16 protein-coding genes are annotated in these 15,983 nt (G+C 58.4%); all 16 read right to left on the bottom strand.

Annotated elements, in window-relative coordinates:
• Positions 1–3: 3 nt before the first annotated feature.
• The 16 genes from glmS to mnmG all read right to left on the bottom strand — a co-directional run bounded on the left by glmS (position 4) and on the right by mnmG (position 15,741).
• A complete protein-coding gene (glmS, locus tag HU806_RS10470; protein ID WP_186611304.1) occupies positions 4–1,836 on the bottom strand; it encodes a glutamine--fructose-6-phosphate transaminase (isomerizing) in 1,833 nt (610 codons plus the stop codon).
• Position 1,837: 1 nt separating this feature from the next.
• Positions 1,838–2,614, bottom strand: coding sequence for a DeoR/GlpR family DNA-binding transcription regulator (locus HU806_RS10465; protein WP_186611303.1), 777 nt, complete (start codon positions 2,612–2,614; stop codon positions 1,838–1,840).
• 145 nt (positions 2,615–2,759) lie between these two features.
• The gene (gene glmU, locus HU806_RS10460) at positions 2,760–4,127 is read right to left on the bottom strand and encodes a bifunctional UDP-N-acetylglucosamine diphosphorylase/glucosamine-1-phosphate N-acetyltransferase GlmU (protein WP_186611302.1); all 1,368 of its coding nucleotides are present in this window, start codon (positions 4,125–4,127) and stop codon (positions 2,760–2,762) included.
• Between the two features lie 114 nt (positions 4,128–4,241).
• Entirely contained in the window at positions 4,242–4,667 is a 426-nt protein-coding gene (locus HU806_RS10455) for a F0F1 ATP synthase subunit epsilon (RefSeq protein WP_186611301.1), read from the bottom strand.
• A 45-nt stretch (positions 4,668–4,712) separates the two neighbouring features.
• Positions 4,713–6,089: a F0F1 ATP synthase subunit beta gene (atpD, locus tag HU806_RS10450; RefSeq protein WP_186611300.1), complete on the bottom strand. Its 1,377-nt coding sequence runs from the start codon at positions 6,087–6,089 to the stop codon at positions 4,713–4,715.
• 27 nt (positions 6,090–6,116) lie between these two features.
• A complete protein-coding gene (gene atpG / locus HU806_RS10445) occupies positions 6,117–6,977 on the bottom strand; it encodes a F0F1 ATP synthase subunit gamma (protein ID WP_186611299.1) in 861 nt (286 codons plus the stop codon).
• 50 nt (positions 6,978–7,027) lie between these two features.
• On the bottom strand, positions 7,028–8,572 hold the full coding sequence (gene atpA / locus HU806_RS10440) for a F0F1 ATP synthase subunit alpha (RefSeq protein ID WP_186611298.1): 1,545 nt from the start codon (positions 8,570–8,572) through the stop codon (positions 7,028–7,030).
• A gap of 21 nt (positions 8,573–8,593) precedes the next feature.
• Positions 8,594–9,130, bottom strand: coding sequence for a F0F1 ATP synthase subunit delta (locus HU806_RS10435; protein ID WP_003187192.1), 537 nt, complete (start codon positions 9,128–9,130; stop codon positions 8,594–8,596).
• Between the two features lie 12 nt (positions 9,131–9,142).
• On the bottom strand, positions 9,143–9,613 hold the full coding sequence (locus HU806_RS10430) for a F0F1 ATP synthase subunit B (RefSeq protein ID WP_047230097.1): 471 nt from the start codon (positions 9,611–9,613) through the stop codon (positions 9,143–9,145).
• A gap of 58 nt (positions 9,614–9,671) precedes the next feature.
• A complete protein-coding gene (gene atpE / locus HU806_RS10425; protein ID WP_003097235.1) occupies positions 9,672–9,929 on the bottom strand; it encodes a F0F1 ATP synthase subunit C in 258 nt (85 codons plus the stop codon).
• A 132-nt stretch (positions 9,930–10,061) separates the two neighbouring features.
• Positions 10,062–10,931, bottom strand: coding sequence for a F0F1 ATP synthase subunit A (gene atpB / locus HU806_RS10420; RefSeq protein WP_186611297.1), 870 nt, complete (start codon positions 10,929–10,931; stop codon positions 10,062–10,064).
• A 16-nt stretch (positions 10,932–10,947) separates the two neighbouring features.
• A complete protein-coding gene (locus tag HU806_RS10415; protein ID WP_186611296.1) occupies positions 10,948–11,355 on the bottom strand; it encodes a F0F1 ATP synthase subunit I in 408 nt (135 codons plus the stop codon).
• A 148-nt stretch (positions 11,356–11,503) separates the two neighbouring features.
• Positions 11,504–12,376 (bottom strand): ParB/RepB/Spo0J family partition protein, encoded by an 873-nt coding sequence (locus HU806_RS10410; RefSeq protein ID WP_003187197.1) that lies wholly within the window; start codon positions 12,374–12,376, stop codon positions 11,504–11,506.
• Between the two features lie 9 nt (positions 12,377–12,385).
• A complete protein-coding gene (locus tag HU806_RS10405) occupies positions 12,386–13,183 on the bottom strand; it encodes a ParA family protein (RefSeq protein ID WP_030139029.1) in 798 nt (265 codons plus the stop codon).
• An 18-nt stretch (positions 13,184–13,201) separates the two neighbouring features.
• Positions 13,202–13,837: a 16S rRNA (guanine(527)-N(7))-methyltransferase RsmG gene (rsmG, locus tag HU806_RS10400; RefSeq protein ID WP_186611425.1), complete on the bottom strand. Its 636-nt coding sequence runs from the start codon at positions 13,835–13,837 to the stop codon at positions 13,202–13,204.
• 5 nt (positions 13,838–13,842) lie between these two features.
• Complete coding sequence (mnmG, locus tag HU806_RS10395; RefSeq protein WP_186611295.1) at positions 13,843–15,741, bottom strand: tRNA uridine-5-carboxymethylaminomethyl(34) synthesis enzyme MnmG; 1,899 nt, start codon at positions 15,739–15,741, stop codon at positions 13,843–13,845.
• Between the last annotated feature and the right edge of the window lie 242 nt (positions 15,742–15,983).

The raw sequence follows: 15,983 nt of genomic DNA, 5'->3' as shown, positions 1-15,983 counted from the left end.
ATCTCACTCAACCGTTACCGATTTCGCCAAATTACGCGGTTGGTCTACGTCAGTACCTTTGAGCACCGCGACGTAGTACGACAACAGCTGCAACGGGATTGTGTAGAGGATCGGCGAGAGGATGTCGTGGATGTGCGGCATGTGCACCACGTGGGTGCCTTCGCCGTTGGTCATGCCAGCCTTCTCGTCAGCGAAAACCACCAACTGGCCGCCACGGGCGCGGACTTCCTGCAAGTTGGACTTGAGCTTTTCCAGCAACTCGTTGTTGGGCGCCACGGTGACGACCGGCATGTCGTTATCCACAAGCGCCAGAGGACCGTGCTTGAGCTCACCGGCCGGATAGGCTTCGGCGTGAATATAGGAAATCTCCTTGAGCTTCAGCGCGCCTTCCATCGCCACCGGGAATTGCGCGCCACGGCCCAGGAACAGGGTGTGGTTTTTCTCGGCGAACAGCTCGGCGATTTTTTCCACGGTGCTGTCCATGGCCAAGGCTTCGCCCAGGCGGGCCGGCAGGCGACGCAGTTCTTCCACCAGTTTGGCCTCGACACCCTCGCCCAACGAGCCGCGTACCTGGCCCAGCGACAGCGTCAACAACAGCAGGCCCACCAGTTGCGTGGTAAACGCCTTGGTCGACGCCACGCCAATCTCACGGCCGGCCTGGGTCAGCAGGGTCAGGTCGGATTCACGCACCAGGGAGCTGATGCCGACGTTGCAAATCGCCAGGCTGGCGAGGAAACCCAGCTCCTTGGCGTTGCGCAGCGCGGCCAGGGTGTCCGCGGTCTCGCCGGACTGGGAAATGGTCACGAATAGAGTATCGGGTTGCACGACAACCTTGCGATAGCGGAACTCGCTCGCCACTTCGACCTGGCACGGAATACCGGCCAGTTCTTCGAGCCAGTAACGGGCGACCATGCCGGCGTGATAGCTGGTGCCGCAGGCGACGATCTGCACGTTGCGCACCTTGGCGAACAATTCGGCTGCCTGTGGACCGAACGCCTGCACCAATACCTGATCCTGGCTCAGGCGGCCTTCCAGGGTGCGCTGGACAACGGCAGGCTGCTCGTGGATTTCCTTGAGCATGTAATGGCGAAACTCGCCTTTGTCGGCGGCTTCGGCGCCGTCGCGGTACTGGACCGTCTCGCGCTCGACTTCTTTGCCATTGAGGTCCCAGATCTGCACGCTGTCGCGGCGGATTTCGGCGATATCGCCTTCTTCCAGGTACATGAAGCGGTCGGTGACCTGGCGCAGCGCCAGTTGATCGGACGCCAGGAAATTTTCCCCCAGGCCCAGGCCGATCACCAGCGGACTGCCACTACGGGCCGCGACCAGGCGATCCGGTTGTTTTGCGCTGATCACCGCCAGGCCGTAAGCGCCATGCAGCTCCTTGACCGTCGCCTTGAGCGCCACGGTCAGGTCAACCAGATCCTTGAGCTTATGGTTGAGCAAATGGGCAATGACTTCAGTGTCGGTGTCAGACGTGAACACATAGCCAAGCGCCTTGAGCTGTTCACGCAAGGCTTCATAGTTTTCGATGATGCCGTTGTGCACCACTGCCAGGTCGCCGGAGAAATGCGGGTGAGCGTTACGCTCACACGGAGCGCCGTGAGTGGCCCAACGGGTATGGGCAATGCCCAGGCGACCGACCAGGGGTTGCGCTTCCAGCGCCCGTTCCAATTCACTGACCTTGCCCGGACGACGCATCCGCTCAAGCGTCTCGTCGTTGGTGAAGACCGCCACGCCCGCGCTGTCATAGCCGCGATATTCGAGGCGCTTGAGACCTTCAAGCAAGATGGCCGTGATGTTGCGTTCAGCAACGGCGCCGACAATTCCACACATGCTATTTCTCCTGGCTGACAGGCACGCAGATCAAATTGATGCCGCGGGCCTGTATTTGATCGCGTGCCTCCACGGGCAGGCGATCATCGGTAATGAGGGTATGGACGCTGCTCCACGGCAGTTCCAGATTGGGGATCTTGCGGCCGATCTTGTCGGCTTCCACCATCACGATCACTTCGCGGGCGACCTCAGCCATCACACGGCTCAGGCCCAGCAGTTCGTTGAAAGTGGTAGTGCCACGCACCAGATCGATGCCGTCGGCACCGATGAACAACTGATCGAAGTCATAGGAGCGCAGCACCTGCTCGGCGACTTGGCCTTGAAACGATTCGGAATGAGGGTCCCAGGTGCCGCCAGTCATCAGCAGCACCGGCTCATGCTCCAGCTCGCTCAAGGCATTGGCGACGTGCAGGGAATTGGTCATCACCACCAAGCCCGGCTGTAGGCCAAGTTCGGGAATCATGGCCGCCGTGGTGCTGCCGCTGTCGATAATGATGCGCGCGTGCTCGCGGATCCGCTTCACCGCAGCCCGGGCGATGGCTTGTTTGTATTTGGAGACGGTTTGGCCGTTATCGGCCACCAGTTCCTGCGGCATTGGCACCGCACCACCGTAACGGCGCAGCAGCAGACCGTTGGTTTCCAACGCGGCAAGATCCTTGCGAATCGTAACTTCGGAGGTTTCGAAGTGCTTGGCCAGTTCGTCCACACTGACTTCACCCTGCTCTTGAAGCAAGGCGAGGATGTTGTGACGGCGCTGTGGTGTGTTGCGCTTTGACATATCGGCTTAAGTTTCGATTCGAAAGATAACGTAAGCAATCAAAACCTATTGAAGGGATATCGTCAAGCCGCGAAGAGAAAAATTCAGAAATCATTGGGCCCGTATGAGAGCGACTTACTCGCTCTCATACCGGCTGTGGATAACTTTACGGCTTCTTGATCTTTTCCGGACGCTTCCAGCCATCGATGTTGCGCTGGCGTGCTCGACCCACTGCCAGTTGAGACTTATCCACATCCTGATTGATGGTCGAACCCGCAGCCGTGTTTGAACCGTCGCCTATTGTCACGGGAGCTACCAGGGAATTGTTGGAGCCGATAAATACGTCTTCTCCAATGGTCGTCCGGTACTTATTGGCGCCATCGTAGTTACAGGTGATGGTGCCGGCGCCGATGTTGGTCCGTGCGCCGATCTCAGCGTCGCCCAGATAAGTCAGGTGACCCGCCTTGGCACCTTCGCCCATGTGGGCATTCTTCAGCTCGACAAAGTTACCCACATGGGCACGGGCTTCCAGCACAGTACCAGGACGCAGGCGGGCAAATGGCCCGGCGTCGCTGCCCTCGCCCATGACTGCGCCCTCGAGATGACTGTTCGCCTTGATCACCACCCCTTTGCGCAGGGTGCTGTCCTTGATCACGCAGTTCGGACCAATGACCACGTCGTCTTCGATGACAACCTTGCCTTCAAGGATGACGTTGATGTCGATGACCACATCGCGACCCACGCTGACTTCACCACGAACATCGAAACGAGCCGGGTCGCGCAACGTCACGCCTTGGGCCATCAAGCGGCGGGCGGTGCGCAGCTGATAGTGGCGCTCCAGCTCGGCCAATTGCCGGCGATCGTTGGCGCCCTGCACTTCCATGGCATCCAACGGTTGCTCGGTGGCCACGACCAACCCGTCCGCCACCGCCATGGCGATGACATCGGTCAGGTAGTACTCGCCCTGGGCATTGTTGTTCGACAGACGACTCATCCAGTCGCCCAAGCGCTCGGCCGGCACGGCAAGAATCCCGGTGTTGCCCTCGGTAATCGCGCGCTGGGCCTCGTTGGCGTCCTTCTGCTCAACGATAGCGGTTACCTGGCCGGCGCCGTTGCGCACGATACGGCCGTAGCCGGTCGGGTCATCCAGCCCGACTGTCAGCAGGCCAAGCTGCTGTGGTGCAACGTGCTTGAGCAGGCGCTGCAACGTATCGACTTCGATCAGCGGCACGTCGCCGTAGAGAATCAACACGGTATCGGCGGTAATGAACGGCACGGCCTGGGCCACCGCATGGCCGGTACCGAGTTGCTTGTCTTGCAGCACGAAATTCAGGTCATCCGCCGCCAGGCGTTCACGTACCGCATCGGCACCGTGGCCGATCACCACGTGAATGCGCTGTGGATCAAGTTGCCGCGCGCTGTGGATAACATGGCCGAGCATGGAGTTGCCGGCTACCGGATGCAGCACCTTGGGCAGCGCCGAGCGCATGCGGGTGCCTTGACCGGCCGCGAGAATAACGATTTCGAGAGACATGACTGGCTACCAATCCTGGGTGGTCAGCGGCTGCGACCAGATGATGAGAGTCGGAAAAGAAAAAAGGGTAGCCGAGGCTACCCTTTTTAATCAATCACACAGAAAGCAGACGGCTTAGCCGCCAAACTTCTTGCGGATCTGCTGGACGGTGCGCAGCTGGGCTGCGGCCTCGGCCAGACGTGCAGCAGCAGAACCGTAGTCGAAGTCTGCGCCTTTTTCGTTCAGGGCCTTCTCGGCAGCCTTGACGGCTTCCTGAGCGGAGGCTTCGTCCAGGTCGGCAGCACGTTGCACGGTGTCGGCAAGGACCTTGACCATGTTCGGCTGAACCTCGAGGAAACCACCGGAGATGTAATACACCTCGGCTTCCCCGCCCTGCTTGATCAAGCGGATCGGACCTGGTTTCAGGTTAGTGATCAGCGGTGCGTGACCCAGAGCGATACCAAGATCGCCCAGCTCACCATGCGCAACCACCATCTCGACCAGACCGGAGAAGATTTCCCCTTCCGCACTGACGATATCGCAATGGACTGTCATAGCCATCTGATTGCCTCAACCTAAATTAGCGCCCGTTGCCGGGCGCCGGGATTACAGTTTCTTGGCTTTCTCGATCGCTTCTTCGATGCCGCCGACCATGTAGAACGCTTGTTCTGGCAGGTGGTCGTAGTCACCGTTGAGGATGCCTTTGAAGCCAGCAATGGTGTCCTTCAGGGAAACGTATTTACCCGAGGCACCGGTGAAGACTTCAGCCACGAAGAACGGCTGCGACAAGAAGCGCTGGATCTTACGAGCGCGGGATACCAACTGCTTGTCGGTTTCCGACAGTTCGTCCATACCCAGGATCGCGATGATGTCCTTCAGCTCTTTGTAGCGCTGCAGCACGTACTGGACGCCGCGAGCGGTGTCGTAGTGCTCCTGGCCGATCACGTTCGGGTCCAGCTGGCGCGAAGTCGAGTCGAGCGGATCGACCGCTGGGTAGATACCCAGGGAAGCGATGTCACGGGACAGTACGACGGTGGCGTCCAAGTGGGCGAAGGTGGTCGCTGGCGACGGGTCGGTCAAGTCATCCGCAGGTACGTATACCGCTTGGATCGAAGTGATCGAACCTTCCTTGGTCGAAGTGATACGTTCTTGCAGAACGCCCATCTCTTCAGCCAGGGTCGGCTGGTAGCCTACTGCCGAAGGCATACGGCCCAGCAGTGCGGATACTTCGGTACCGGCCAGGGTGTAACGGTAGATGTTGTCGACGAACAGCAGAACGTCGTTACCTTCGTCACGGAACTTCTCGGCCATGGTCAGGCCGGTCAAGGCTACGCGCAGACGGTTTCCCGGCGGCTCGTTCATCTGACCGTAGACCAGTGCCACTTTGTCCAGAACGTTGGAATCCTTCATCTCGTGGTAGAAGTCGTTACCCTCACGAGTACGCTCACCCACACCGGCGAACACGGAATAACCGCTGTGCTCGATGGCGATGTTACGGATCAGTTCCATCATGTTTACGGTCTTGCCTACACCGGCACCACCGAACAGACCAACTTTACCGCCCTTGGCGAACGGGCAAACCAGGTCGATAACCTTGATGCCGGTTTCCAGCAGGTCGTTGCCGCCTGCCTGTTCAGCGAAGGATGGCGCAGGACGGTGAATGCCCCAGCGCTCGTCGGTATCGATCGGGCCAGCTTCGTCGATCGGGTTGCCCAGTACGTCCATGATCCGGCCCAGGGTCGCTTTACCGACCGGTACGGAGATGGCAGCGCCAGAGTCGATAACGTCCAGACCGCGCTTCAAGCCTTCGGTGGAACCCATCGCAATGGTACGAACCACGCCGTCGCCCAGCTGCTGCTGAACTTCCAGGGTGGTTTCCGCGCCTTGTACTTTCAGCGCGTTGTAGATGCTCGGTACGCTGTCGCGTGGGAATTCCACGTCGATAACGGCGCCGATGATTTGAACGATACGTCCGCTACTCATAGCTGGATCCTCTGAATATTTGAACCGTTAAACCGCGGCAGCGCCGCCGACGATTTCCGAGATCTCTTGGGTGATCGCAGCCTGACGCGCCTTGTTGTAGATCAGCTGCAAATCGCTGATCAAATCACCGGCGTTGTCGGTAGCGTTTTTCATCGCGATCATCCGCGCCGCTTGTTCAGCTGCGTTGTTCTCGACCACCGCCTGGTACACCTGCGACTCCACGTAGCGGACCATCAAGCCGTCAAGCAGCTCCTTGGCATCGGGTTCGTAGAGGTAGTCCCAGTGGTGCTTGAGTTCCTGTTCCGGGGTCGCCACCAGTGGGATCAACTGCTCCACGGTTGGCTGTTGCGTCATGGTGTTGATGAACTTGTTGGATACCACGGACAGGCGGTCAATCCGGCCTTCCAGGTAAGCATCCAGCATCACCTTGACGCTGCCGATCAGGTCATTGATCGACGGCTCTTCACCCAGGTGGCTGATAGCGGCGACGACGTTACCGCCGAAGTTGCGGAAGAATGCCGCACCCTTGCTACCAATCACGCACAGATCGATCTCGACGCCTTGTTCGCGGTTTACCGCCATGTCCTTGACCAGGGCCTTGAACAGGTTGGTGTTCAAACCACCGCACAGACCACGGTCACTGCTCACCACAACGTAACCGACGCGCTTGACGGCGCGGTCGATCATGAACGGGTGGCGGTATTCCGGGTTGGCGTTGGCCAGATGACCAATCACCTGGCGGATGCGCTCCGCGTAAGGACGGCTAGCAGCCATGCGCATTTGTGCCTTGCGCATTTTACTGACCGCCACTTTTTCCATGGCGCTGGTAATCTTTTGCGTGCTTTTGATGCTCGCAATCTTACTGCGAATCTCTTTTGCGCCTGCCATGTAACACCTATCAGGTTAGCAAGCGGGAGCCTTGCGACTCCCGCTGCGGCTTACCAGGTTTGGGTGGCCTTGAACTTCTCGATACCGGCTTTCATGCCAGCGTCGATTTCGTCATTGAAGTCACCCTTCACGTTGATCTTCGCCATCAAATCGGCGTGATCGCGGTTGAAGTAAGCAATCAGCGCTTGTTCAAAGCTGCCGACCTTGGCGATTTCGACGTCAGTCAGGAACCCACGTTCAGCGGCATACAGCGACAACGCCATGTCAGCGATCGACATAGGAGCGTATTGCTTCTGCTTCATCAGCTCGGTAACGCGCTGACCATGCTCAAGTTGCTTACGGGTCGCTTCGTCCAGGTCAGAAGCGAACTGGGCGAATGCCGCCAGTTCACGGTACTGAGCCAGAGCGGTACGGATACCACCGGAGAGCTTCTTGATGATCTTGGTCTGAGCGGCACCACCCACACGGGATACCGAAACACCAGCGTTCACAGCAGGACGGATGCCCGAGTTGAACATGGCCGATTCCAGGAAGATCTGACCGTCGGTGATGGAAATCACGTTGGTCGGAACGAACGCGGAAACGTCGCCAGCCTGGGTTTCGATGATCGGCAGGGCGGTCAGGGAACCGGTCTTGCCAGTCACTGCGCCGTTGGTGAACTTCTCTACGTAGTCTTCCGAAACGCGGGATGCGCGCTCCAGCAGGCGGGAGTGGAGATAGAACACGTCGCCTGGGTAGGCTTCACGGCCTGGTGGACGGCGCAGCAGCAGGGAAATCTGGCGGTAAGCCACTGCTTGCTTGGACAGATCGTCATAAACGATCAGCGCGTCCTCACCGCGGTCGCGGAAGTACTCGCCCATGGTGCAGCCGGAGTACGGAGCCAGGAACTGCAGCGCAGGAGATTCCGAAGCACTGGCCGCCACGATGATCGTGTTGGCCAGGGCGCCGTTTTCTTCCAGCTTGCGAACCACGTTGGCGATGGTCGATTGCTTCTGACCGATGGCGACGTAGACGCAGAAAATGCCGCTGTTCTTCTGGTTGATGATCGCGTCGATCGCCAGAGCGGTCTTACCGATCTGACGGTCACCGATGATCAGCTCACGCTGGCCACGGCCGACAGGGATCATGGCATCGACAGCCTTGTAGCCAGTCTGTACAGGCTGGTCTACCGACTTACGCCAGATCACGCCTGGAGCAACTTTCTCGACCGCATCGGTCTCGGTGTTGTTCAGCGGACCTTTGCCATCAACAGGGTTACCCAGTGCGTCGACTACGCGGCCCAGCAGTTCCTTACCAACAGGAACTTCGAGGATGCGGCCGGTGCACTTGGCGCTCATGCCTTCAGCCAGCGACGTGTACGCGCCCAATACCACGGCACCTACAGAGTCTTGCTCCAGGTTGAGGGCCATACCGTAGACGCCGCCCGGAAACTCGATCATTTCGCCGTACATGACGTCGGCCAGACCGTGAATCCGCACGATGCCGTCAGATACGCTGACGACAGTGCCTTCGTTACGGGCTTGGGAGGTCACATCGAGCTTGTCGATGCGGCCCTTGATAATTTCACTTATTTCGGAAGGATTGAGTTGCTGCATTGCTCTGCTGCCCCTTCAAACTCAAGATTTCAATGCTTCGGCAAGTTTCGCGATTTTGCCGCGAATCGAGCCATCGATAACCAGGTCGCCGGCGCGGATTACAACGCCCCCTATCAGGGACTTGTCTTCCTCGACTTGCAGGCGCACTTCCCGGTTGAGTCGTGCACTGAGAACCTTGGCGAGTTTGTCTTGCTGTTCTTGGTTCAATGCAAAAGCACTGGTCACTTCCACGTCTACCGACTTCTCTTGCTCGGCCTTGTACAGGTCGAAAAGAGCGGCGATCTCCGGCAGAAGCGGGAGACGGTCGTTTTCGGCAACGACGTGAATGAAATTCTGTGCCTTGGCATCGAACTTGTCGCCGCACACGTCAATGAACGTGGCGGCCTTTTCTGCGCTCGTCAGTCGCGGGGCCTTGAGCACGCGCTGCATGGTGTCGTCTTGCGACACCGCTGCTGCCAGGCCGAGCATGGCTGACCAATTGGCCAGTTGCTGGTGGGCCTGAGCGTGCTCGAAGGCCGCCTTAGCGTAAGGTCGGGCCAACGTGGTCAGTTCTGCCATGATCGCCCTCGCTTAGATTTCAGCAGCCAGTTTGTTTACCAGCTCTGCGTGCGCGTTTTGATCGATTGTGGCACCCAGGATCTTCGAAGCACCGCCAACAGCCAGGGCACCCACTTGGGCACGCAAGGCGTCTTTGACGCTGTTCAGTTCCTGTTCGATCTCGGCTTGAGCCTGAGCCTTCACACGGTCAGCTTCGACGCGAGCCTGTTCACGGGCCTCGTCGACAATCTGGGTACCGCGTTTCTTGGCTTGCTCGATGATTTCAGCTGCCTGAGCTTTCGCTTCGCGCAGTTGCTGACCCACTTTCTCATGGGCCAACTCCAGGTCGCGAGCTGCACGGCTGGCAGCGTCCAGACCATCAGCGATCTTCTTTTGACGTTCGTGCAATGCCGCAATGACCGGTGGCCATACGAACTTCATGCAGAACAGTACAAAAATCAGGAACGCAACGGACTGGCCAATCAGGGTCGCATTAATGTTCACGCCAACACCTCGCAGTTACGTTGTCCATCACACCAAATTACCCGGAAGATCCGAGTAATCAGCCAGCGATCTGACCAACGAACGGGTTCGCAAAGGTGAAGAACAGAGCGATACCAACACCGATCATGGTTACGGCGTCGAGCAGACCGGCCACGATGAACATTTTAACTTGCAGCATTGGAACCATTTCTGGCTGACGCGCTGCGCCTTCCAGGAACTTGCCGCCCAACAGGCCGAAACCAATTGCGGTACCCAGTGCGCCCAGGCCGATCAACAGTGCAACAGCGATAGCGGTTAGACCAACTACAGTTTCCATCTTTCCTCCCGACTTTTACGTCGTATGGTTTAGGTTTTTTAGATTAAAGCGGTAAAACAAATCGTTTCATCGAGCCCGTTCGGGCCCCTTCCCGTTTGACCGGGAAGGACATCAGACTAGTCGAGACTGGCCTTAATGGTTTTCTTCGTGCGCCATCGACAGGTAAACGATGGTCAGCATCATGAAGATGAACGCCTGCAAGGTGATGATCAGGATGTGGAACACAGCCCACGCCCATTGCAGCACCACGCCCAGGCCGCTGAGCCAGAGCAGGCCGCTGCCGAACATCACAGCGATCAGGATGAACACCAGCTCGCCGGCATACATGTTGCCGAACAGACGCAGGGCCAGAGAGATTGGCTTGGCGATCAGGGTCACGAATTCAAGGAGGAAGTTCACCGGGATCAGCAGGGCCTGAACGAGGATGTTCTTGCTGCCGAACGGGTGCAGGGTCAGTTCGCCGACGAAGCCGCCGATGCCCTTGACCTTGATGCTGTAGAAAATGATCAGCGCGAAAACCGAGAACGCCATGCCCAGGGTCGCGTTCGGGTCGGTGGTCGACACGGCGCGGAATGGGATGTGCGCATCGCCGGAAATCAGGATGGCCAGTTGAGGAATCCAGTCGACCGGTACCAGGTCGACGGCGTTCATCAGGAACACCCAGACGAAGATGGTCAGTGCCAGCGGCGCAATCACCGGGCTACGGCCATGGAAGCTGTCTTTCACGCTGCCATCGACGAATTCGACCAATACTTCAACGAAGTTCTGCAATGCACCAGGCTGACCGGAAGTCGCTTTCTTTGCCGCCATGCGGAAAAGGAAAACGAAGATCAGACCCAACGCGACCGACCAGCCGAGGGTATCGACGTGGAAAGCCCAGAAGCCCATTTCCTTGGCTTCTGCTGCGGTGTGAGCAAAGCCCCAGCCGCCATTGGGTAGCTGACCGAAGGTCAGGTTCTGCAAGTGGTGCTGGATATAGCCCGAAGCGGTTGTCTCTGCCATGGTTGCCTCAAACGCCCTAAGGTCTCGAAAGTCTTGTTCTCATTAACAGGGGAGCGAACCAGTTGACCATCTGGGTCAATAGGAACACGCCGAATACAGCCAGCGGCGCCAAAGGCTTCACACCTGCAAACGTCAGTGCAAACAGCACTGCCGTCAAAATCAGTTTCCCTGCCTCGCCGGCATAAAAAGACCGGACAATGGCTTGGGCTGCTCGGGCGCCGGAAAACCGAAATGCCCTGTGAGCGAAGTAAATATTGGGAAGCAAGGCTATCAGGCCTCCGCAAAGACCTGAGTATCCGGCGACGACTCCCTTCCATTGCCAAAGCGCCAACGCGGCGATCAGTACAACGACAAACTGGGCCATCAATACCGGGAAAACTGCCAGACGATGGAACGGCAAGCGGTTTGGCGTGCGTGTTTCCATCGCTTTTGCTCTCCAAGGGTCGGCTGCCGAAATTCAATAACTTGGCATAATTTGTGCCGACAAAATGCGCGCAGAGTATAGGGGCGGTTCTGCCCCTATTCAACCTTCAGGTAGTGATTTCCGACTGCGCGCTACAAGAGCAATTGTTTCAGCGAATGTGCGCAAGCACGCCCTGCAACTCGTCGAGAGAGTTATAGCCGATTACCAGCTGACCTTTGCCCTTCTTTCCATGGCGAATCTGCACCGCAGAGCCCAGGCGCTCGGCCAACCGCTGCTCCAGGCGAGCGATATCAGGATCGGTCTTAGGCGCTTCGACAGGGGCCGGTTTACCGCTCAGCCACTGGCGAACCAGTGCCTCGGTTTGGCGCACTGTCAGGCCGCGTGCGACAACATGTCGCGCCCCTTCAACCTGTTGATTTTCCGGCAAACCGAGCAATGCCCGGGCATGCCCCATCTCCAGGTCACCGTGGGACAGCATGGTCTTGATGACTTCCGGCAACGCAATCAACCGAAGCAGGTTGGCCACGGTCACCCGAGATTTACCCACTGCTTCGGCGACTTGTTGCTGGGTCAGTTGGAATTCCTGCTGCAAGCGTTGCAGGGCCACGGCTTCCTCGATCGGGTTGAGGTCTTCGCGCTGGATGTTTTCGATCAATGCCATCGCGATGGCAGTTTCATCCGGCACATCGCGGACCATCGCCGGAATGGTTTCCTGGCCAGCCTGCTGGCTGGCGCGCCAGCGACGTTCGCCAGCGATGATCTCGAAACGCCCATTGGCGATCGGCCGGACCACGATCGGTTGCATCACGCCCTGGCTCTTGATCGATTGAGCCAGCTCTTCCAGTGCCTGCGGGTCCATGTCCCGGCGCGGCTGGTATTTGCCACGCTGGATCAGGTCCAGGGGCAAATGCTGCAATTCGCGCTGGTCGGCCTGCACGGCCTGCTCTTCCAGCGAGCTGACTGTGGGGCCGCTGAGCAGCGCATCCAGTCCACGTCCGAGACCTCGTTTCTTGACGGCCATGGGGTTTCCTTAAGTTGGCTGGGCTGCAGCGATGCGTGGCTGACGGCGCTGGCGGCGAACCATCTCGCCCGCCAGGGCCAGGTAAGCCAGCGCACCACGGGATTGTTTGTCATAAGCCAGGGCCGGCATGCCGTAGCTCGGCGCTTCGGCCAGGCGGATGTTGCGCGGTATGACGGTGTCGTAGAGCTGCTCGCCGAAGTGCTCCTTGAGCTGGGCCGATACGTCGTTCATCAGGCTCAAGCGCGGGTCATACATCGTGCGCAGCAGGCCTTCGACCTTCAGCTCCGGATTCAGCAACTCGGCGATGCGCTTGATGTTATCCACAAGATCGCTCAGCCCTTCGAGGGCGAAGTATTCGCACTGCATGGGGATAATGACCCCATCGGCAGCCACCAAGGCGTTGAGGGTCAGCATCGACAGCGACGGAGGGCAGTCGATCAGAATGTAGTCATAGTTCTCGCGGACCGGTGCCAGTGCGCTGCGCAGGCGGCTTTCCTTCATCTGCATTTCCAGCAGCACCACTTCCGCCGCCGTCAGGTCACGGTTGGCGGGCAGCAGTTGATAACCGCCGTGTTCAGAGAAATGCATGGCCTGGCCCAGATCGCATTCGCCGATCAGGACGTCGTAGATGGAGTTTTCCAGGCCATGTTTATCCACACCGCTACCCATGGTGGCGTTGCCCTGTGGATCGAGATCGATCAACAGCACCCGGCGCTTGGTCGCGACCAGGGATGCTGCGAGGTTGATGCAGGTGGTGGTCTTGCCCACACCACCCTTCTGGTTCGCTATCGCGAATACCTTAGCCATTCTTGCTTGTGTTCCCAATCATGCCGTGCGGCGCAGTATCAGCAGATGGCGTTGGCCTTGGCAACCAGGTACGGCCAAGGCGTGTTCGCTATCGAGGTGGAAGTCTGCCGGCAATGCTACCAGCTCATCGGCCGGATGAACGCCCTTCATTGCCAGCCAACGCGTATCGGCATCGCCCAGGTGGCGAGTCCAGTTGCTGAAGTTCTCCATGCTGCTGAACGCCCGGGAGATGATCCCGTTGAACGGCTCGGCAGGCTGGAACGCTTCGACGCGGCTGTGGATAACTTGCAGGTTATCCAGCTTGAGTTCGAGTTTGACCTGGGTCAGGAAGCGGGTTTTCTTGCCGTTGCTGTCCAAACAGGTCACTTGCGAGCCGGGAAACAGGATTGCCAGCGGAATGCCTGGCATGCCGCCGCCGCTGCCGACGTCCAGCCAGCGACCGTTTTCGATGAAGGACATGACGCTGAGGCTATCGAGCAAATGCCGCGAGACCATTTCATCCGGATCGCGCACGGCGGTCAGGTTGTAGGCCTTGTTCCACTTGATCAACAGCGCCAGATAACCCAGCAATTGCGCTTGCTGGTCTTCGCTCAAGCTGACGCCGAGCTGACGTGCACCTGTGGATAACTCTTGCGCGTGTTGCGAGGTGACCATCGAGCTCAAGCGCTTTGCTCCAACTGGCGGCCGGCGCCGCGTTTTTTCAAATGAATCATCAACAGCGAAATGGCCGCCGGCGTGACGCCTGGGATACGCGAGGCCTGTCCCAGGGTTTCGGGACGGGTCGCACCGAGCTTGCTCTGGATTTCCTTCGACAACCCGGAAATACCGGTGTAATCGATATCCACAGGTAGCTTGGTGTCTTCGCTGGCTCGCAGCCGGGCGATTTCGTCCTGTTGACGGTCGATGTAACCGGCGTATTTGGTCTTGATCTCGACCTGTTCAGCCACCTGTGGATCTTCCGCGCCCTGACCGGTCACTTCCACCAGCCCGACGTAATCGATTTCCGGGCGGCTCAAGAGATTGAGCAAGTTGTATTCGTGAGTCAGCGGCGTACCGAATTTCGCCGCGATGGCATCGCCCTGCTCGGTACCGGGGCGAACCCAGGTGCTTCTCAGACGCTGCTCTTCCAGCTCGATGCTCTCGCGTTTCTTGCAGAACGCGGCCCAGCGCACGTCATCCACCAAGCCCAGCTCACGACCTTTTTCGGTCAGGCGCAGGTCGGCGTTGTCTTCACGCAGGATCAGGCGATATTCGGCGCGAGAGGTGAACATCCGATACGGTTCCTGGGTACCCAGGGTAATCAGGTCGTCCACCAACACTCCGATGTACGCCTCGTCGCGGCGCGGGCACCAGCTGTCCTTGCCCTGGGCACGCAATGCTGCGTTGGCACCGGCGAGCAAACCTTGGGCGCCGGCTTCTTCGTAACCGGTGGTGCCGTTGATCTGCCCGGCGAAAAACAGGCCGCCGATAACTTTGGTTTCCAAGCTGTATTTCAAATCGCGCGGGTCAAAGTAATCATATTCGATGGCGTAACCGGGGCGAACGATATGCGCGTTTTCCATGCCGCGAATCGATTGCACGATCTGTAATTGCACGTCGAACGGCAGGCTTGTGGATATCCCGTTCGGATACAGCTCATGGGTGGTCAAGCCTTCCGGCTCGATGAACACCTGATGGCTTTCCTTGTCGGCAAAGCGATGGATCTTGTCTTCGATGGACGGGCAATAACGCGGGCCGACACCTTCGATTTCACCGGCGGCGGAATACATCGGCGAGCGATCGAGATTCGCCGCAATGATTTCGTGGGTGCGTGCGTTGGTATGGGTGATCCAGCAACTGACTTGCCGTGGATGCTGTTCCTTGTTGCCCATGAACGACATCACCGGGATCGGCGTATCGCCAGGCTGCTCGGTCATCACCGAGAAATCCACCGACTTGCCGTCGATGCGAGGTGGCGTACCGGTTTTCAGGCGCCCGACACGCAATGGCAATTCACGCAGGCGCTGGGCCAGGGCGATCGACGGCGGATCACCGGCGCGACCTCCGGAAAAATTCTGCAAACCAATGTGGATAAGTCCGCCGAGGAAGGTCCCGGTTGTCAACACCACGGAGTCAGCGAAGAAACGCAGGCCCATTTGCGTGACGACACCGCGTACCTGGTCCTGCTCGACGATCAGGTCATCGGCTGCTTGTTGAAATATCCACAGGTTCGGCTGGTTTTCCAGGATTTCGCGGACAGCGGCCTTGTACAGGATACGGTCGGCCTGGGCGCGAGTAGCACGCACCGCAGGGCCTTTGCGGCTGTTCAAAACGCGAAACTGGATGCCGCCCTTATCGGTGGCAATGGCCATCGCACCGCCAAGGGCATCGATTTCCTTGACCAGATGGCTTTTGCCGATCCCACCAATGGCAGGGTTGCAACTCATGGCACCGAGGGTTTCCACGTTATGCGTCAACAGCAGGGTTTTTGCGCCCATGCGTGCTGATGCAAGTGCTGCCTCGGTACCGGCATGACCGCCGCCGATGACGATCACTTCAAAACGGGAAGGGAAATCCACCACGCACCTCGTGCCTGCTTTATTCAGGTAATTCGGAAATAGATTTGGGTCGAGTCCTGGGCGTTTTTCGAACCAGGTCGGCAAGTATAGGGACTTCGCCCTTCCTAAAGAACCCTTTGCACAAAATTTAACCAGCTGTGGAGAACCCGCGGTTAAAGAAATTAAAAAGAGAGAAATTTATAAAACCTTTGTTTTTATGTTTATTCTTACTGAGCCTCATATCTGTGGATAAAGCTCTGTAG

The sequence above is a fragment of the Pseudomonas sp. SWRI154 genome (assembly GCF_014268645.1).
GTDB lineage: Bacteria > Pseudomonadota > Gammaproteobacteria > Pseudomonadales > Pseudomonadaceae > Aquipseudomonas > Aquipseudomonas marvdashtae.
This window is presented reverse-complemented; position numbering and strand designations above follow the sequence as displayed.